Origin of the sequence: Sphingomonas sp. UV9, assembly GCF_004101245.1 — a bacterium.
Taxonomy (GTDB): Bacteria; Pseudomonadota; Alphaproteobacteria; order Sphingomonadales; family Sphingomonadaceae; genus Sphingomonas.
In genome coordinates this window covers 1-17,384 of the sequence record NZ_SCIN01000006.1, presented here as the reverse complement: position 1 = coordinate 17,384, position 17,384 = coordinate 1, and the positions used below count along the sequence as shown (strand labels likewise).

Sequence of the window (17,384 nt, the reverse complement as noted above, 5' to 3'; positions counted from 1 at the left end):
CCGGGGGGGCGTGACGGCAGCGATCTATCTTACCGTATATCACCGCGTGTCATCGTTATCGATGAAAGGCAGAGCCGCTCGAAATGGATACCGCTCTCCCACAATCACGCTGGTTCCCCCGAGGGGATTGGCAGGTAGGGCCTGCTGAGAAGTATGCGTGAACAGGCTGAGCAACATGGTGCAACGTTCGAAGCCTTTTAGGCTCGTTGCCGGATTGTGTGAGCGCCCTAGCTGTTCAGGGTGTTTGCGCGCTGATTCGCGGCGCGGGACGAGATCGGTCGCACTTCGGTTCGGGCTCGACTGTACATATCGCGCGGGACGCAACGATGGACGATAGCGACGATCAGAAGACGAGCGGGTCCGCTGCCGGTTCGAGGGACACTATGGCTATTGCTGCCACCACCATCACCGACGTGGCGCGACTGTCGGTTTGAACGACGTGGTCGATCCGGTCTGCTGTGCAACCATCAGCCTACGCATATCGGCCAAGAGATGCGCGAGGTTCATCAGATTGTGCCGATGCGGCTGAGGTCGCTCAAGCCGGAATAGGCCATGTAGCTCGCGATCACGATCATCAGGCCGGCGGATGCGTACGGAGCCTTGCGCGCGAAATCGCCGAAGCCGGACCAGCGCTTCTGAATCTGGTTGACGCTGAGCGCGGCGATCACACCGGCGCTGACCATTGTCACCGCCAAGCCGACGCTGAACGCGCTGACCAACACGACACCCAGCGAGAGGCGCTTGAGTTGGAGGCAGAGCAGGAGAACTGTGACGGCTGCGGGGCAGGGGATAAGCCCACCCGTTAGGCCAAACAGCGCGATCTGGCCGGTCGTCACCTTCCGATCGGCGAAACGGCGACTGATGTCGGAGGCATGGGCACGCTCGTGGGCGTCCATGTAGGCATCGTCACCCGTCACCTTGAGGCCGTCCGTCGGCGCCCCATGGTCGTGACCGTGATCGTGTTCGGCGAATGTGAGATCATAGTCGTGGCTGTGACCGCCATGTCCGAGCGACACCCGCGCTGCAAAGGCGTGCGGCTCGGGGATCTCTTCAACGCTCTCGATAAAGTCGCCGCGATCGACGAAGCGGAAGGTCTGCGACCGTCCCTCGTCGCGGGTCGTGGTGACGGTCACGTCATCCGCCTTCCAGCCGCCCTTGCCGAAGTGCGCGCGCCAGCGAGGCGGTACGCCGTCTTCGAAGATTTCGAGACGCATCATGCCGTGGCCGGTATCGATTGAGCGGACCTCATCCTCGCCATGATGATGATGGTGATCGTGCGCCGCTTCCGCCTTCTGGTCCGCACGCGTGCGCCAGACCATCCAAAGGCCGATGCCGAGCACGATGACCGCAGAGCCGAGTAACAGGTAAGGCTCGGTCGTCTCGGTGTTGATGCCGCGGCCGAGATACTGGCCGCCGAGCGCGATCCCCCAAACGATCGCAGTATGCGACAAGGCCGCGCAAAGACCGAGCAGCACGGCTTGGCCGACCGTACCGCGCACCGCGATAATGAACGCGGCCATCATCGTTTTGGAATGACCCGGTTCCAAACCATGCAAAGCGCCCAGCAACAACGCGCTCGGGATGAACAGCCACAGGTTGGTGCTACCCTGCTGAATGAGGTCTGCAAACGAGGTCATCATGCTTCCCGATGTTTCAGGGCGTCCAAACGATAGCTGTGCTTGGGTGCCAAGGTCGGGCTCCCATATCCCCCCAGGGGGATAGATTCCATCCCCCTGGGGGGATACTCGACAATCGTTAAGGGAATGTCCTACATGGGGTGACATGGCCCACAACGATCATTCCAGTCATCCTGCGATCATCAAGCGGCTGAACCGTGCGACCGGCCATCTACGGAGCATCGTCAGCATGATCGAGGAGGAACGCCCGTGCGTCGACATCGCGCAGCAGCTTCAGGCGGTCGAGAATGCGATCGCCAGCGCCAAGCGCGCGCTGATCAACGACCATATCGATCATTGCCTTGTCCACGCAGAAGAGGGCGAAGGGACCAAGGCTGCGGTAGAGCAGTTCCGAGCAATCTCGAAATATTGGTAGAAGCGCCGCGCCCTCGCTCTGCGGGGGAGCGGCGCGTGATTTTCTGGCCCTAGTCGATACGTAAGGTGCCGCGCCGGGGAGGGGCGCGGCACTGTAGGCCGCGCCCGATCGGGTCACGCGGCCTCGTCCATCTGCTGCACGATCTCGGCACCCATCCGGGCCAACAGCCAATCGGCTGCGGCCTGGGCCTGGGTCGCGGCGGTGAAAATCGCGCGCTTGTCGCCGCGAAGGGTCTGGAGCCAATTCGCCAGATAGGCGGCGTGATCCTCGCGGTCGTGGAGCTTGATGCCGATCGCGCCGCTTATGAACGCGGCCCCTAGCTCGGCGACCAGTTCCTCGCGGGCATAGTCCTCGCGCTTCGTGGAAAGGAGGGACGGACGGGCAAGTCGATCGGCGTGGCCGGTCGCGTGGCAAAGCTCGTGCGCAAGCGTCGAATAATAGTCGTCGCTGGTATGGAAGTCGGCAAATTCGGGCATGACGACGTGATCGCCGCTCGGTTGATAATAGGGTTGCGAGCCAAAATGCTTGAGGGTGACGGGCACCCGCCCGAAGAGTGCGTCGAGCTCGGCGTCCCGTTCGTCGGGATTGGTGGCGGTGATGATCGGCGCTGGGGTGGGATATTTCTCTTCGATGCCGTCGATCTGCTCGGCGTTGAACACGGTGTAGCGCTTGAGGAACGCGACCTGCCGCTTGCCGTCCTCGCCCCGCTCGCCGCCCTGATCGCCCTTGGCGTCGTCCACCACGATCTTGTTGGCATAGACGACGGTCGAACCCTTCTCCCCCTTGCGGACGCATCCGCCAAGCGCGAGGGCCTGCTTGAATGTCAGCCAGTGCGGGGAGCCGTAACCCTTCGTCATGGCGGCAACCCACAGGGTCAGGACGTTGATGCCGCGATAGGGAACGCCGGTCGAGCGCAGCGGGATGTTTGGCGCAGTGCTGCCGTTCCAAGATTTCGACCAAGGCCGGGTGCCAGCCTCAATCATGGCGATCATCTGATCGGTGATTTCCTGATAGACGTCAGCCCTATTGTCGGTGATCCGTCCCATAATTTCTTCCTTTCCTTTGAGGCAGTAAGCCGGTCGCAACAGCAACCGGCTCTGCCTTTCCGGCGAGGAACGGGATGGGGAGGGAGGGCGAGAATCTGACCACTGGCGCGGGCGAGCCGCCTAGCGCGGCCGGCGCCTACAAGGCGTCGGGTGCCGCGCTTGGCGGATTACACGGGTGGTCTGATTGTCGTTCGGGAACGAAAGGGCAGCCGCCCTTGGCGTTCCCTCAGCGCTGGCGGGCCTCCGGGGGAGGGCTGCGGCGCCGACGAGTGCGCGCCGCGCCTTGGGCGCGTCCATAGGTGTGCCACGTGGCACACCCGCTGGTGCCAGCGGCAGCGACTCCCCATCTTTTGCATTAACGCGATCGAAGCGCGGCCAATGACAACGGGGAAGACCAATGGGGAAGTATCGTATCGTAGGGGCGCGTCCGAAGGACGCCAGCAAAGACCTGAACGCGCAATTCAAGGTCTACGAACATCAGATCAGAGATGGGAAGCCGGTGTGGGCGCCCATCGGCTGGAAGACGATTTACGATATCAGCGCCTGGCTGGCAGCCGGCAATCAAGTCCATACCGGCAAGGTTGAGGGGACGACGATGCACCACGGCGACGCCGTGGAACTTGAACTGCGGATTGCGCACAACGGCACCAACTATAAGTTGGGCGACATGCCGGCCGCCTGAGCCGGCAGCGTAAGGTGTGCCACGTGGCACACCCTCTGGTCATTTCGTGCGTAAAAGGACGGGCGGGGGAGGCGCCGGGGGCTCCCCTCTATGGTTACTCGGTTGTTACGCCATGGGTATCCCTATGCGGTGTCTACATGGGATGGCCTATACTTTGTAGGCCCCGTGTGGCTCCCGCTCCAGGCCGTGAGCGCCTCCCGCGGGGGCGGCGGTGATGCCTCGCGGGGGCGGCGCTAGGGGCTACCCCTCAAACTTGCACCCTGGTCGCGCGAGGGTCATATCCGCTGTCAGAGAGGAATAGCCTCATGGCGGCCAAGACGCAAACAGACAGCAGCACCGATCTGCGAACGAACGAGAAGAAGTGGACAAAACCGCTGATGGAGGCGGGCTGGACTGCCATGCCGAGCGTCATCATCGAGAACCAGCGTCAGCTTGGGCTCGAACCGCTCGACCTCAACATCGTTGTGTATCTCGCGAGCAAGTGGACGGCGGAAGGGAAACCCTATCCGTCGAAGAGCACGATGGCGAAGGCAATGAACGTCCACCCGCGGACGATTCAGAAGCACATCGCGTCGCTCGAGGCGGCGGGGTATATCCGCCGCGAGGAGCGGCGGACCGAAACCGGAAGCCGAACCAACATCTATCACCTCGATGGGCTCATCAAGGCGGCGAGGCCGTTCGCAGACGAGAAGTTGGCCGAGATCGAGGAGAAGACCGCAATCCACAAGCTGCGCCAGAACCGCCGCGGGGCACCCAAGCTGCGCGTGGTGAAGGACGGCGACTGATGAACGCCCAGCCGCAGCTACCGCCACCTAAGGTCGCCCCACAAGTCACGTCGGCACCGAGCATCCGCCAGCTCTACTGGTGCGACTTTCCGCAGGACGCGCAGCTTCCCGAGTTCTGGAAGCGACGCCCGGTCGTGATCCTCTCGTTCAAGAACACACTACACGGCGCGGTGACGGTGGTGCCCTGTTCGACACAAGCGCAACCGGGCAACAAGTGGGCGTTCCCGTTGCAGACCACGATCGACGGCCGCGCCGCGTTCGCGATCTGCGACAAGCCGACCACGATCGCGGTCAGCAGGCTCGTTCCCGACAAGGGCGGCATCGTGCGGATGCCGCAGGCGGAGTTTGATGACATGCTGCGCCTTGTGCTGGCGTGGCTCCCGGTGCCGTCTGCGCCAGTTGCGCCCGTCCCCCCGGTGCCCGCTGCGCCTCCGGCCGCGAGGCAGGGGCCACAGGTCGCGCCCGGTGCCTCCGCGCCCTAGCAGCCCCGCGGCTGCTTCGGATTTTAGTTGAATCTTTATCACCCGGTTTCTACATGGGGGGTACTCGCGGCCTCCCCCTGTGGGAGTGTCCGTTTCCCGAGAGGGAACTAAATGGCCAGGGCCGCCCCAAAAGGGCGGCCCTTGGTTTATCTGCCACAACCGGAACTCTGCGTTTTAAGACGCCACGGCGATTGTCGCGATCAGTGACAAGACGGCAATCACAATCCCGGCAACGGTCCAGGCATGCGCACGATTCAAAGCGCTCCAACCACCTTCAGTCAAACGAAACACTGTTTGGGTTCGCGTGAAAAGCTGACCCAATGGCAGCTTCATATCCGAGGTCAGGTCACCTGTCGGCATGCTGTCATGAAGCGGCTCGACCCAACCTCGCATATGGCAGGTCATCAACGCCGCTTCAGTCTCTTCGTCACGCTGTAGCGCCCGCTCGATGACCCAGACACCCTGCGGTTGAAGGATCATCGCAACACGCTGCCGCGCAAGTCCGCGCAGCACCTTTCGAATCTTGTGCTCCCGTTTCCATTCGTCGAGCATGGCTCAAGCTTCGTCCCTGCCATTTTCCGTCAGCACGTCCCGCAAAGTCCAGAATGCACTGAGCGCCCAACCAATATGCTGAGCTTTGTCGTGGCCGTTGGTGATGTCAAAGCCGAGGGCGGCACCGATGTGCCATTGATACTGACTGACCTTCTCGTGAGCATAGCCGTAGCCGTCTCGGTCGCTGTCGATGTACCGGCGGAAATCCTCACACTGGATGCGTGCCGCGGCATAGAGCCCGGCGCACTCGCCGAACGATAAGCCGTCGCGTTTCGCTTCGTTGTAGATGGCCTCGAGCACGCCGAGAGAGAAGTTTAGGTCGTTCATGCTTGCCTCGCCATTTGCCTTCCCTAGAACATACCGTGAATGTTGTTCTGGAGCTAGGCGCGCAATTTATGGCAAGATCGAAGGACGACAGCCTCCGCCTTTACGGCGAGGAGAGCGCGGCCCGGGCCGCGGTGTATGCGCTACTACACGACACGTTCGAGTTCTACGATGAGGTCGAAGCGATCAGTGCAGAAGGAGACAGCTTCAGAATCGATGCCGTCTGCCGCTGTAGCGTATCGGGCTACGTCTTTGGGTGGGAGTTCAAGCGGTCGCATCTGTTCAAGAAGGAGTTTGCCGCTGCCATTCGACAGGCCATCCACTACCGGCTGGCTCGGATTACCGACGGGCGACTGCCTGAGCTGAGCGGCACGCAGCTCCCGGCAGTTGCCGTGTTTCCCGACTGGCTGGGCGAGCATGACGAGGCTCATATCGACTATGGGCGGGAAGCTGACGGGATGAGGCTGCTCGCAAGCCATTTTCGTGTCGGCACGATGCGGTGGACGGGGCAAGATCGCCTGAGCTTCATCATGGGAGAGAGCGCAATCTGGCACTCGGACCGTGGTTGGAGCCCCAATGCCGAGGGCGTTCTTCACGGCAAACGGCGGTTTGCTGCCGCGAAACGGAAAGACCGATGAGCGCCCATCGGCCGTGACAGAAACTACTCCTACTGCTGCTGCCTTTTCGACTTACATCATCACTCGTTTAAATGCCGATCAGAGCATCCAAAAGGCGGATAAAATGGCGGGACTACTGAGTAGGGGATCGGTGTGGCATCGGTGGGACCCTCATATCCATACCCCCGGCACGATCTTAGCCGACCAATATCCAGCAGCAGACGGGTGGGAGCAATTCCTGACGCGGATCGAGGCTTCGGAACCGCGCGTCCGCGCTCTCGGCGTCACCGACTATTACAGCACCACCACCTACGAACAGGCGGTTGCGTACAAGGCTGCGGGGCGGATGCCCGATGTCGATTTGATCTTCCCCAATGTCGAGCTACGTCTTGGGATTGGCACCGACAAAGGGTCGCCAGTCAACTTTCACCTTCTCGTCTCACCTGACGACGGCGACCATCTGGCGCGGCTGCACGCTTTCCTGTCCGACCTCAGGTTCGAAGCCAAGGGTGAGCGTTACCGTTGCACGCCTGCTGACATTACGCGCCTAGGCCGCGCCCACGACGCCAACGCGACCAGCAATCAGCGCGCCCTTGAAGTCGGTACCAATCAGTTCAAGGTCGATCTCGCCAACCTCCGCGAGGCGATGAAGGCAAGCGATTGGGCACGGGCGAACATCCTAATCGCGGTTCCTGCCAGCAACCGAGACGGCACGGCGGGGCTCCAGGGCGATCCTTCGCTGGAACGGTTGCGTCGCGAGATCGAACGCGCTTCGCAAATCATCTTCTCCGGGAGGCCGGCGGACCGGCAATTTTGGCTCGGTAAAGGGCCGGTAGCGCGCGAGACGCTGGTCGGCGAATATGATGGCCTCAAGCCATGCCTGCATGGCAGCGACGCGCACCGTCCCGACAAGGTGGCAGCGCCGGCGCAGGATCGCCGCTGTTGGCTAAAAGGTCGGGTGACGTTCGAGACGCTACGCCAGGCATGTCTAGAACCGGAAATGCGAGTTTTCGTTGGCACCGCGGCACCGCCAGCGGCGCAACCGTCGCAAGTCATGACCGAAGTGGAAGTAAAGGGCGCCCCCTTCCTTCGAGATGCCGTCGTGCCGCTTAACCCGGGTCTCATTGGGATCATTGGCGCGCGCGGATCGGGCAAGACGGCGCTTGCCGATCTGATCGCCGCTGGCAGTGCCGCGTTGTCGTTGAAGGCAAACAAACTCTCCTTCGTTCATCGCGCGCGTGACCACCTCGCCGGCGCGACGGTTGAGTTGAATTGGGATGACGGCTCGGCCTGTAGCGAAACAATCGCCAGCGTCTTGGAAGCTGACAGCGAAGGCGGTGCGCCACAGGTGCGCTATCTTTCTCAGCAATTCGTTGACCGCTTATGCTCTGCCGAGGGGCTGACCGACGAGCTGCTGACCGAGATTCAGCGTGTCATCTTTCTCGCTCATCCAACGGAAGAACGGCTTGGCTCCACGGATTTCGACCAACTCCTCGATCTGCGTGCAGAGAGTGCGCGCACGGCACGGGGTATGGCGGAGGACGAACTGCGCGACCTGTCGACGGAGTTCGTCAGCGAGCGCGAGAAAGAGGCTAGTGTTGCGCCGCTCCGCGTCAGGCTGACAACTTTGCAAGGGACCATCGCCAAGGCACAGGCCGATCGCACCGCCCTGGTGGGGAAAAGTGGTGGCGATCAGGTCCGTCTCAACGCCTACAACGTCGTTGCAGGAGCGTTACAGAAGCGCCGGTCTGAGCAGGAACAGCTCGAACGACGCCGTAATGCGCTCGACACGCTCGCGCGGGAGGTGGCGCTGGCGCGCACGCGAACCTTCCCTGACGCCCTTCGGCAGATGCGTCAGCGCCATGAGGCTGCGCAGATGCCGGAGGCACTATGGCCCCGTTTCGAGCAGACGTTCGCCGGGGATGTTGACGGCGCTATCGCCGGCGAGCGCGCCGCGGTGGTGACGGCGTTAACGGCGCTTTCCGGCACGCCGGTCGCAGTAGCGGCCGGAACCTCGCCCCTCGCTACCTACCTCCCGCAAGGTGCGCAGCTCGCAACGCTGTCGATCGCGGTCCTGGCGGCGGAAACGCAGAGGCTCGAGGGTCTGATTGGGGTTGATCGGGCCGCTGCAAAGGCGCTGGGGACACTCAACAGCAAGATCGCGGCCGATGAGGGACAGGCGGCCAATCTTCAGCGCCAGATCGAGACGGCGGACAAGGCGCCCGCGCGCCTGCTGGAGATCCGCGGCGAGCGCCGGACTGCCTACACCCGTGTGTTCGACGCACTAGTTGCCGAGCAGGCAGAGTTGTCCAGCCTGTATGCGCCGCTCGCCACCCGCATTGAGGCCGAGAGCGGATCGGCGCGCAACCTCTCGTTCGACGTCCGGCGCCGCGTCGACGTCGACGCTTGGGCGCGGAAGGGAGAAGCATTGCTGGACCTGCGCAAAGGGTCAAAGCTGCGCACTGGCACGCTCGCCGATCTCGCACGCGCCAGTCTTCTCCCGGCGTGGAGCACGGGCACGGCCGAGGAGGTATCGACGGCCCTTGCGGCGTTCCGCGAGGCGCATGACCCGGCCATCATCCAATGCTGTCCCTATGACCGGCGCAACCCGGCTGAAGCTGCAGATTACCGTCAGTGGGCGGGTGACGTGTCGGCTTGGCTCTACGGCACCGACCATATCCAGATCGCCTATGGCATCCAGTATGACGGGACCGACGTCGAGCGGCTGTCACCGGGCACGCGCGGGATCGTGCTGCTGCTGCTCTACCTTGCGATCGACACCGACGATGATCGCCCGCTCATCATCGATCAGCCGGAAGAGAATCTCGATCCCCGCTCGATCTTCGTCGAACTAGTGGAGCGCTTCCGATCAGCCAAGCAGCGTCGGCAAATCATTATCGTCACGCATAATGCCAACCTGATCGTCAACACCGATGCCGATCAGGTTATCGTGGCATCCTGCGGTCCGCACCGTCCGGGGCAGCTTCCCGAGATCCGCTACCAGTCAGGCGGGCTGGAGGATCTGGCCATTCGCGAAAGCGTGTGCAACATCCTCGAAGGCGGCGAGGACGCCTTCAAGGAGCGCGCCAAACGGCTGCGCGTCAACTTGTAGCACCAAGCCATGTTCGTAGTCGCTTACCAGCCTGGGTGGCTTACGATCGAACCAGCAGGGACGCGGGTGTAATGATATTCCCGCTGATACTCGCGGGCAGCGACATCGGCGTTTGTCCGGGCCGGACCGCCGGGCACGAAGCAGTTGATGTGCCGCTTGCCGCCCTGTTGAGCATCGACGACGGGTTTGGACCACGGATTGTCGTCCACCATCGGCCCTTCGATCGAGAAGGTGCGATTGTCGTGGTCGGCCACGATCAGAACAAAGGGGTCGATCGGCATCATATCCTCCGGATGATGGACCCTACCTATCTAAGTACGCAAGACATCGTGTGCCACGTGGCACACCTATCGTCCGCCCGACCAGGGCGGTCCGCATCAGCCTAGCGATCGTCACCCGCTAGGGCGGAAACCCATCGGGGTTCCGGGACGCGCCGGTACGGCGCGGCGTAGAGCGCGGGCTGCAAGGCAGGCCCCGCCTATTGCTTGATCGTCCCGACCGCGCATCCGTCCGGCACCGTAGCCCGTTCGACCGCGAGCTGCCGCATTCCTTCGTAATCGACACCCCACAAGCCCGCGCGCTGCGCTGCCGCCTTCTGCATCAGGCCGACATAGGCCCCCCCCGAATACATTCGGTAATCGACGGCATAGCCCTGTGCGACCATCGAGGCGCCGACACTCGCCTTGTTCGCGGGAAAACGACACGCCAGGTTCAACCGACCGTAGCTCTTGGGATCGGTCCGGCACTGATTTTCACGCCGCAACGCATAATCGAACATCGACACCGAACAGTCTAATCCACCGTCACGCGCTGCCAGACGCTGCAACGCATCCGTCGCTAACGCTTTGAGCTGTGGCCGATCGTCATCCGGCGCGTCGATCCCGACAATCCGCACCCGCCCACTGGGGAACTCGACCGTATCTCCGTCGATCACGGTCGGCGTCGACGAGGTGAGATGCGTTCTGGCCGCTTCGGCGAGTTGCTCCTTGTTGTGCGAAATCGAGTAGATCGCGACGACCACGAACGTCGCGCCCATCATCCACTTCTGGTGACGCGGTACGCTCGGAAAGAGCTTCATATCTCGCGTATCTCGCGCAGGAGATCGTTCCAGTCGCCGGCATGGGGCGGCAGCTTGCTGACGAGCTGGCGGCCGTTGGCCGTCAGGTGCGGGGTGGCGCGTTCGATCGCGCGCGCCGCCTCGCCCCCGTGCTGACTATAGATGACGACGGTGTGGATGCTCTCGGGAATGGCGATGGCCTGATAGCGTTCGATCCCCAGCACCGGCCAGACGAACCGGCCGTCGCCGAGCATGTTCATCACGCTTGCGGCGTCCTCGACGCCCTCGGCGAGCCGCAGGATGCCGTCGACGGGGATGCCGCCCCAGCGCACCGCACCGGAGCCGGGATTGCCGAGCATCCGCTTCGGTTCGGGCATGTCGGCTTTGCTGCGCCCGTCGGGGGCCAGGAAGGTACGATGGATCGCGACGACACCGGCATCTTCCTCGATCGGCACGATCAGCGCGGGAGCGAGCGCCTTGGCCGCGCCCACGCCGCATTGGCAGCGCGGGTCGAACCTGCCGGCGACGCCGGTGGGTACGATCGCACGCGACCGCAGATAGCGGTCGGCAAGCGTCCCCGCGAAAGGCTCGGCATGGCGCCAGACGGCGAGGGCGACCTTGTTGAGGTCGGACTTGCTCTCCTGGCGCTGGCCTGGGTCGTGGTCGGTGGGGGCTAGGATCTTGCCCGATCGCAGCGCCGCCATGATCGCATCGGCGGTACAGCCGGCAAAGCAATGGAACAGGACGGCACGGTCGCCGACGCGGATCGACAGGCTCGCCGTGCTGTCGGCGTGCGCCGGGCAGCGACACATCGCTGATTTGCCATGCCATTTTCCGCCGAGCTGGCGAACGATGCGGTCAGCCTGTTCCTCGATCGTGGCGGTCTGACGTCCGGCCATCTAAGACACCCCTCGTTGGAGAGGCATACTTGCTACCGGGGGCTGCCGCAAATCACCAGCGAAAAGACATATAATCGCTTTTAGGATATCGAATGGAATTGGAGCTGATACTCGAGCGCGAGCTGACGACGATGCGACCGCCCGGCGGTGCGCTGACCGACGTGCACGTGTGTCAGCGTGACTCGGGCCAATGGTATATCAATGTCCGCGTAAGCTGGCGCGGCACCGCGCTCTATCACGTCGGTCTTTACGACAAGAAGCGCATCCGCCTGTATAAAAAGGCTTCCTCGGCACTTCGTCACATTGTCTTGGGCTACGGCTATGATGGCGTGATCCACGTTCACCCCTGCGCCGACATGCAAGACGAGAAGGCATTCTGACGCGATAGACCGAAGGGCTATCATGAAACTTTGGTCATTTTCCGGCTAGGAATCGGGGCGAAGGCAACTTAGACTGTTTTCACGCAGGAGTGAAAACATGCGAAATCGCTTGTTCATGTCCGGAGATCTTTTTGCCCCGTATGACGCGTGGGTGAAATCCGCGACACCTCCCGGCTCTTCGATTCCGGTGCGGTGATGACGCTCCCTGCCGCAGTCGTCATGGGTCTCGCCGCGCAATGCGCGCCGAATGTAGCGCCTGCGACGATCGCGGCGGTCGTCCAGACCGAAAGCCAGGGCTTCGAGCTGGCGATCAACGTCAACGGGCTCGGCCGAAAGGTGGCGCAGCCGACAAGCGTCGCGCAAGCCGTCGAGATCGGTCGCAGCTACGTGGCGCAGGGCTATTCGGTCGACCTCGGCCTGGGCCAGATCAACTCGCGGAACATGAAGGCCCTCGGGCTGACGTGGGACAATGTGTTCGATCCCTGCACGAACATCGCTGCGGCCGGGGCGGTGATCGCGGGCAACTATCACAAGGTCAGCGACGGGCTTCATCCCCAACGGGCGCTGCGCATCGCCTTGTCCATGTACAACACCGGGTCGCAGTCGCGTGGCTTTGCAAACGGCTATGTCGGCCGTGTGGTCGGCAATGCCGGCTTCTCCGACGGCATCCGGCCCGTAGCGGTCAGGATCGCGGCGCTGACGCCGACCGACGCCGGCAAGCCGGCGAGCGCGGCAGCGCAGCTCGCCGACCTGGTGGCAGAAAACACGTCCGAAGCGGGGCCGCGACAGACCGCCCCGATTGCACCGCCGCCATCGTGGGACGTGTTCGCGACGGCAGCTTACGCGCGAGCTCGCGCAGGAGGAGAAGACCGATGAACCTCGTATCGCTCGGCGCGCCGGCGCTTGCCCTTCGCTCGCATGTCACCGCCCGGGTGACGGCGATGACACCGCGACAGCGCAAGATGGGCCGTGTCCTGTCGCTGTTCGGCTTGGTGGCGCTCGCATCGCTGCTCTCGGCCGAGCCGGCGTTCGCGCAGAGCAACCTCGAAGGGTTCGGCACGAAGGTGCTGGGCCTGCTGAGCAACGGCTTGCTGCGCACGATCGCGATCATCGCGCTCATCGCTGCCGGGCTCGGGTGGCTGACGGGTCGCGTCAACACCGGCGCGCTCGTCACCGTCGTCATCGGCATCGCGATCATCTTTTCGGCGCCGTGGATCGTGGACCAGATCGCCGGCTGAGGTTGCTGGGGCGGGCCGCCCTGCGCGGTCCGCCTCGGTCTGTATCGAGTGGAGTATGTAGGCGTGGAAGAGGACCGGGAGTTGATGGCACGCAATCCGCTGTTCCTGGCGGTGACGCGGCCTGCGCTGTTCGCCGGCGTGCCGATCGAGGCGGCAGTGGTCGTGCTGCTCGCCTCGGTCATCACGCTGATCGGAACGTCCAATCCCGTTTACGGCGCCGTCGTCGCGGCAGTGATGTTCGGCCTGTCGCGCCTCATCGTGCGCCACGACGTCAACGCCTTTCGGCTGATCTTTCTGTGGGGCCGCACCAAGGCGGCCAACCGCAACCGCGTGTTCTGGGGCGGGTCGAGCTACACCCCGCTCCCCCTCAAGGGCATCAAGCGCAAGGGGTTCGGCCGCAATGGCTAAGGCAAACCGCCTTTCCGATCAGGTGCCGATGAAAATCGCGCTGAAAGAAGTGCTGCCGACCAAGTTCCTGCCGTATGCGCGCCACGTCACCGACGAGGTGGTGGCGCTCGATTCCGGCGCGATCATGCTGACGTTCGAGCTGCAGGGCCGTGCTTTCGAGACGGCCGACGTGCGCGACCTGAACGACTGGCATGCGAAGCTCAATGTGATGCTTCGCAACCTCCACGACGATCGCCTGTCGATCTGGACGCATCTCGTTCGCTCGAGAGTCGAGCAATATCCGGGCGGCAACTTCCGCTCGCGCTTCGCCCGCGACCTCGATGCCGCCTACTTCGCGCGGATGAACAAGGAGCGGATGTTCATCAATCGCTTTTTCGTGACGCTGGTGCTGCGCCCGTCGATCCACGGCGCGGACAAGCTCGTTCAGCTCTTCAAGAACAAGACGAGGGCGAACACGGAAGCCGACACGATCGACGCCGACCTGCTGGAGGCACTGGAGGACAAGGCGCGCGATTTCGAGCGACTGATGGATCGCTGCTCGCCGCGCCGGCTGTCGATCTACGGTCACAACGGCCTCAAATTCTCCGAGACGATGGAGGTCGCAGAAATGGTGATGACGGGCCGGCATCGCCGCGTGCCCATCATTCGCGGCCATTTGGGAAGCGCGCTGTACCGCCAACGGGTGATCTTCGGTGGCGAGACGGTCGAGGTCCGTGACGCCGATCGGAGCGCCTTCGGGGGCATCTTCGGCATCCGCGAGTATCCGGCGTTCACGACGCCGCGCCAGTTCGAGTCCTTGCTGGCGGTCGATTTCAGCTTCGTGCTGACGCAATCCTTCACCTTCCTCGGTCGCGCTGCGGCCTCCGAGCGGTTCCGGCTGCGCCAGAAGCAGATGGAGAATGCGGAGGATCGGGCCGTCAGCCAGATGCTCGATCTCGTCGATGCAGCGGACGATCTCATGTCCAACCGCTTCGTCCTCGGCGACCACCATTTCACGCTCGCGGTCTATGCGGAATCGCTCAAGGGCCTGCGCGACAATATGTCGATCGCGCGCGCGGCACTCGCCGATACCGGCATGGTCGCGGCTCGGGAGGGGGCGGCGCTGGAAGCCGCCTATTGGAGCCAGCTCGTCGGCAATTTCGCGTGGCGCGCGCGACCCGCGCCGATCACGTCGCTCAACTTCGCGGCGTTCTCGCCTTTCCACACCTATCCGGCCGGGCTCGCGACCGGGAATCATTGGGGCGATGCGATCGCGCTGATGAAGACGAGCGCGCGCAGCCCCTATTTCTTCAGCTTCCACAAGCGGGACATCGGACACACGCTGATCGTCGGCCCGACCGGAGGCGGCAAGACGGTCATCGTCAACTTCCTGATGGCGCAGGCCGAGAAGACCGGGGCGCGACAGATCTTCATCGACAAGGACCGCGGCGCACAGATCTTCGTGCTGGCGTCGGGCGGCACGTACCTGACGCTTGCAAACGGTGTCCCGACAGGCTTTGCGCCGCTCGAGGCGCTGGAGAACACCGCGGAGGATCGATCCTGGCTCTCGCTGTTCGTGCGGCAGCTCGTCAGGGCGGAAGGTCGCCCGATCACGGTCCAGGACGAGCGCCTGATCGACGAAGGGATCGCGTCCGTCATGCGGCTTCCCCGCGAGGATCGATCGTTCGATGCGCTCCGGACCATGCTCGGCATGGCGGATGCCGGTGGCGTCGGGGCGCGGCTCGAGAAATGGACGATGCGCGGTTCGATGGGCTGGGTTTTCGATAACCCGTCGGACGAGCTGACGCTGGACGCGCGTTTTATCGGCTTCGACATGACGGATTTCCTCGACAATGCCGAGGTCCGAGCGCCGCTCATGCTCTACCTGTTCCACAGGATCGACAAGCTGCTGACCGGCGAGCGCACGATCATCGCGATCGACGAGTTCTGGAAGGCCCTTCAGGATGAGGCGTTCCGGGGCTTCGCGCAGGACGGTCTCAAGACATTCCGCAAGCGCAACGCGATGATGGTGTTCGCCACGCAATCGCCTGCGGATGCGCTTAAGAGCGATATCGCGCATTCGATCCTCGAACAGGTTGCGACGCAGGTCATGCTGCCGAACCCCAAGGGATCGCGGCGCGATTATGTCGAGGGCTTCTCCCTGACCGACGCCGAATATCAGCTTATCCGCGAGGAGCTGTCGCCGGAATCCCGCAAGTTCTTGGTGAAGCAGGGCCATGACAGCGTAGTGGTCGAATTGGACCTGACCGGCCTCGATGACGAACTGGCGGTATTGTCCGGCCGTGCCGAGACGACGCCGATCGCCGTCGAGACCGCCGCGGAGTTCGGCCCCGATCCGGCGGCCTGGCTGCCGATCTTCCACCAACGTCGACGCCCAAGCTGAAGGAGGAGAAGGAACATGCGTAGCGCGAGAATGACCGCCCGCCTGTTGGTCGGGATCGCCCTGTTGAGTACGAGTGCCGCGCACGCGCAGCTCGGCGGGATCGTGTTCGATCCGCGGGCTTTCGCTCAACAGTTGCAGCAGCTCGATCAGGCGCGGCAGCAGGTTCTAGCCGCCAAGACGCAGGTCGATCAGGGCCTGCAACAGATCGCGCAGGCGAAGCAGCTTTATCAGAGCGTCAACGATGCGACCAACATCAGCAGCATCGCCAATAAACTCAAGACGGACGCGCTGCGGACCAGCAACGTATCGTCCTCGAACCTCGACGGCTTCACCAGCGGAAACCTCGATGTCGTGGGCGGCCTGCGCGGCAAGGCGAACGATGTCTATAAGGACCTGATGGGTCGTGTCCCGGCAGATGCGAGCGATGCGAGCAGATCGGCCGCGGAGCAAGGTGCGCGCGAGGCGGCCGTGACGACCGGTCTGGCCGGTAACGTCGGCGATTCCGTCACCAGCAGGCGGCAGGGCCTGGAGGAGCTGCGTAGCCGCTTGGCGACCGCCACCACGGCATCCGAGCGGGCCGATATGTCGGCCAGGCTCCAACTCGAACAAGCGCAGATGATGAACGATCAGATGGCCTTGCAGGCGGTCGATATTCAGCGCCGGGCGAAAGCCGAGGCGGATTACCAACGGTATATCGCCATGCAGAAATCGGATCGCGCGAGCTACAGGGCTGGGATGGGCCTGAACTGATGCCCCGCCCATATCCGATCACGGCCGGAATTATCGCCGGTTTTGCCCTCCTCGCAGGTTGCTCGAAGTCGGAGCAGCAGCAGACCGGGAATGGACTGCGCTCTGACATGCAGCTTCACGACACGGCGTACTACGTCGCCAACAAGGCCGCCCGGGTCGAGATGCAGGGTGTCTGCGACAATTGGAAGGCTTCGCAGCGCTCGCCGTTTAGCTGGCCGTCGGTCGTAGTCGAGACGTGCAACAACGTCGCCAGTGCCAACGAGGCAATCCGTCGCACAAAGGATCGCGACGATTTCAAGAAAGGCATGGGCATTTGATCTCCTGACGGTGATCGACCCTTGGGGTAGGTAGAATGGCAAATCTATTCGCGACGATGTTCACCTACCTGAACAATGCTCTCGCTGCGATTATTGCAGCGTATGCGGGTATCGTAAGCTGGATTTCAGGACCGCTTCGCGTTGGGGTAACAATCTACATCATTCTGTTGGGTATCGCGATACTCAGGGGTGCTGTCGAATATCCATTCCGAGAGTTCGTCTATCGTGGAATGAAACTCGCCGCTCTCGTATTTGCGGTCACGACCCTCTACGGTGCCTCGACCGGCTTGTTCACGATGG

General features: G+C 63.0%; 21 protein-coding genes. 14 read left to right on the top strand and 7 right to left on the bottom strand.

What is annotated here, in order from left to right; all coding sequences use genetic code 11:
• Nucleotides 1-506: 506 nt before the first annotated feature.
• Nucleotides 507-1,637 carry a nickel/cobalt efflux transporter gene (locus EQZ23_RS18880; protein ID WP_128456013.1) on the bottom strand — a complete coding sequence of 377 codons (1,131 nt, stop codon included), beginning with the start codon at nucleotides 1,635-1,637 and terminating at the stop codon, nucleotides 507-509.
• A 145-nt stretch (nucleotides 1,638-1,782) separates the two neighbouring features.
• On the opposite strand from EQZ23_RS18880, the gene EQZ23_RS18875 reads away from it, so the two are divergent.
• The gene (locus EQZ23_RS18875) at nucleotides 1,783-2,052 is read left to right on the top strand and encodes a metal-sensing transcriptional repressor (protein ID WP_128456012.1); all 270 of its coding nucleotides are present in this window, start codon (nucleotides 1,783-1,785) and stop codon (nucleotides 2,050-2,052) included.
• A gap of 113 nt (nucleotides 2,053-2,165) precedes the next feature.
• Here EQZ23_RS18875 and EQZ23_RS18870 read toward each other — a convergent pair whose 3' ends face one another.
• Nucleotides 2,166-3,098 carry a zincin-like metallopeptidase domain-containing protein gene (locus EQZ23_RS18870; protein ID WP_128456011.1) on the bottom strand — a complete coding sequence of 311 codons (933 nt, stop codon included), beginning with the start codon at nucleotides 3,096-3,098 and terminating at the stop codon, nucleotides 2,166-2,168.
• A 397-nt stretch (nucleotides 3,099-3,495) separates the two neighbouring features.
• Here EQZ23_RS18870 and EQZ23_RS18865 point away from each other — a divergent pair, with 397 nt between their 5' ends.
• The 3 genes from EQZ23_RS18865 to EQZ23_RS18855 all read left to right on the top strand — a co-directional run bounded on the left by EQZ23_RS18865 (nucleotide 3,496) and on the right by EQZ23_RS18855 (nucleotide 5,047).
• Entirely contained in the window at nucleotides 3,496-3,780 is a 285-nt protein-coding gene (locus EQZ23_RS18865) for a hypothetical protein (RefSeq protein ID WP_128456010.1), read from the top strand.
• Between the two features lie 305 nt (nucleotides 3,781-4,085).
• On the top strand, nucleotides 4,086-4,565 hold the full coding sequence (locus tag EQZ23_RS18860; protein WP_128456009.1) for a helix-turn-helix domain-containing protein: 480 nt from the start codon (nucleotides 4,086-4,088) through the stop codon (nucleotides 4,563-4,565).
• A complete protein-coding gene (locus EQZ23_RS18855; protein WP_128456008.1) occupies nucleotides 4,565-5,047 on the top strand; it encodes a type II toxin-antitoxin system PemK/MazF family toxin in 483 nt (160 codons plus the stop codon). Before EQZ23_RS18860 ends, EQZ23_RS18855 begins: the two co-directional genes overlap by 1 nt.
• A 174-nt stretch (nucleotides 5,048-5,221) precedes the next feature.
• On the opposite strand, the gene EQZ23_RS18850 is transcribed toward EQZ23_RS18855, so the two are convergent.
• Together EQZ23_RS18850 and EQZ23_RS18845 are read right to left on the bottom strand one after the other, a co-directional pair.
• Nucleotides 5,222-5,599: a hypothetical protein gene (locus EQZ23_RS18850; protein WP_128456007.1), complete on the bottom strand. Its 378-nt coding sequence runs from the start codon at nucleotides 5,597-5,599 to the stop codon at nucleotides 5,222-5,224.
• 3 nt (nucleotides 5,600-5,602) lie between these two features.
• Nucleotides 5,603-5,926 carry a hypothetical protein gene (locus tag EQZ23_RS18845; RefSeq protein WP_128456006.1) on the bottom strand — a complete coding sequence of 108 codons (324 nt, stop codon included), beginning with the start codon at nucleotides 5,924-5,926 and terminating at the stop codon, nucleotides 5,603-5,605.
• Nucleotides 5,927-5,994: 68 nt separating this feature from the next.
• On the opposite strand from EQZ23_RS18845, the gene EQZ23_RS18840 reads away from it, so the two are divergent.
• The gene (locus EQZ23_RS18840; RefSeq protein ID WP_128456005.1) at nucleotides 5,995-6,561 is read left to right on the top strand and encodes a hypothetical protein; all 567 of its coding nucleotides are present in this window, start codon (nucleotides 5,995-5,997) and stop codon (nucleotides 6,559-6,561) included.
• Nucleotides 6,562-6,664: 103 nt separating this feature from the next.
• A complete protein-coding gene (locus EQZ23_RS18835) occupies nucleotides 6,665-9,652 on the top strand; it encodes a TrlF family AAA-like ATPase (RefSeq protein WP_128456064.1) in 2,988 nt (995 codons plus the stop codon).
• A gap of 23 nt (nucleotides 9,653-9,675) precedes the next feature.
• On the opposite strand, the gene EQZ23_RS18830 is transcribed toward EQZ23_RS18835, so the two are convergent.
• The 3 genes from EQZ23_RS18830 to EQZ23_RS18820 all read right to left on the bottom strand — a co-directional run bounded on the left by EQZ23_RS18830 (nucleotide 9,676) and on the right by EQZ23_RS18820 (nucleotide 11,608).
• The gene (locus tag EQZ23_RS18830) at nucleotides 9,676-9,933 is read right to left on the bottom strand and encodes a hypothetical protein (protein WP_128456004.1); all 258 of its coding nucleotides are present in this window, start codon (nucleotides 9,931-9,933) and stop codon (nucleotides 9,676-9,678) included.
• A gap of 197 nt (nucleotides 9,934-10,130) precedes the next feature.
• Nucleotides 10,131-10,730: a thermonuclease family protein gene (locus EQZ23_RS18825; RefSeq protein WP_240663691.1), complete on the bottom strand. Its 600-nt coding sequence runs from the start codon at nucleotides 10,728-10,730 to the stop codon at nucleotides 10,131-10,133.
• Complete coding sequence (locus EQZ23_RS18820; RefSeq protein WP_240663690.1) at nucleotides 10,727-11,608, bottom strand: toprim domain-containing protein; 882 nt, start codon at nucleotides 11,606-11,608, stop codon at nucleotides 10,727-10,729. The genes EQZ23_RS18825 and EQZ23_RS18820 overlap by 4 nt, the downstream gene beginning before the upstream one ends.
• 92 nt (nucleotides 11,609-11,700) lie before the next feature.
• Between EQZ23_RS18820 and EQZ23_RS18815 the strand changes: the two genes are divergently transcribed.
• The 8 genes from EQZ23_RS18815 to EQZ23_RS18780 form a co-directional block, all read left to right on the top strand.
• The gene (locus EQZ23_RS18815; protein WP_128456003.1) at nucleotides 11,701-11,988 is read left to right on the top strand and encodes a hypothetical protein; all 288 of its coding nucleotides are present in this window, start codon (nucleotides 11,701-11,703) and stop codon (nucleotides 11,986-11,988) included.
• 195 nt (nucleotides 11,989-12,183) lie between these two features.
• Nucleotides 12,184-12,864, top strand: a complete 681-nt coding sequence (locus EQZ23_RS18810) for a lytic transglycosylase domain-containing protein (RefSeq protein ID WP_128456061.1) — start codon at nucleotides 12,184-12,186, stop codon at nucleotides 12,862-12,864.
• Complete coding sequence (locus EQZ23_RS18805) at nucleotides 12,861-13,226, top strand: TrbC/VirB2 family protein (RefSeq protein ID WP_240663689.1); 366 nt, start codon at nucleotides 12,861-12,863, stop codon at nucleotides 13,224-13,226. The genes EQZ23_RS18810 and EQZ23_RS18805 overlap by 4 nt, the downstream gene beginning before the upstream one ends.
• 84 nt (nucleotides 13,227-13,310) lie before the next feature.
• Nucleotides 13,311-13,634: a VirB3 family type IV secretion system protein gene (locus EQZ23_RS18800; RefSeq protein WP_128456002.1), complete on the top strand. Its 324-nt coding sequence runs from the start codon at nucleotides 13,311-13,313 to the stop codon at nucleotides 13,632-13,634.
• Nucleotides 13,627-16,017, top strand: a complete 2,391-nt coding sequence (locus tag EQZ23_RS18795) for a VirB4 family type IV secretion/conjugal transfer ATPase (protein ID WP_128456001.1) — start codon at nucleotides 13,627-13,629, stop codon at nucleotides 16,015-16,017. Before EQZ23_RS18800 ends, EQZ23_RS18795 begins: the two co-directional genes overlap by 8 nt.
• A gap of 30 nt (nucleotides 16,018-16,047) precedes the next feature.
• Entirely contained in the window at nucleotides 16,048-16,767 is a 720-nt protein-coding gene (locus EQZ23_RS18790) for a type IV secretion system protein (RefSeq protein ID WP_240663688.1), read from the top strand.
• Nucleotides 16,767-17,084: a hypothetical protein gene (locus EQZ23_RS18785; RefSeq protein ID WP_128455999.1), complete on the top strand. Its 318-nt coding sequence runs from the start codon at nucleotides 16,767-16,769 to the stop codon at nucleotides 17,082-17,084. The genes EQZ23_RS18790 and EQZ23_RS18785 overlap by 1 nt, the downstream gene beginning before the upstream one ends.
• Nucleotides 17,085-17,119: 35 nt before the next feature.
• A partial coding sequence (locus tag EQZ23_RS18780) for a type IV secretion system protein (protein ID WP_206364321.1) occupies nucleotides 17,120-17,384 on the top strand: 265 nt, incomplete at its 3' end.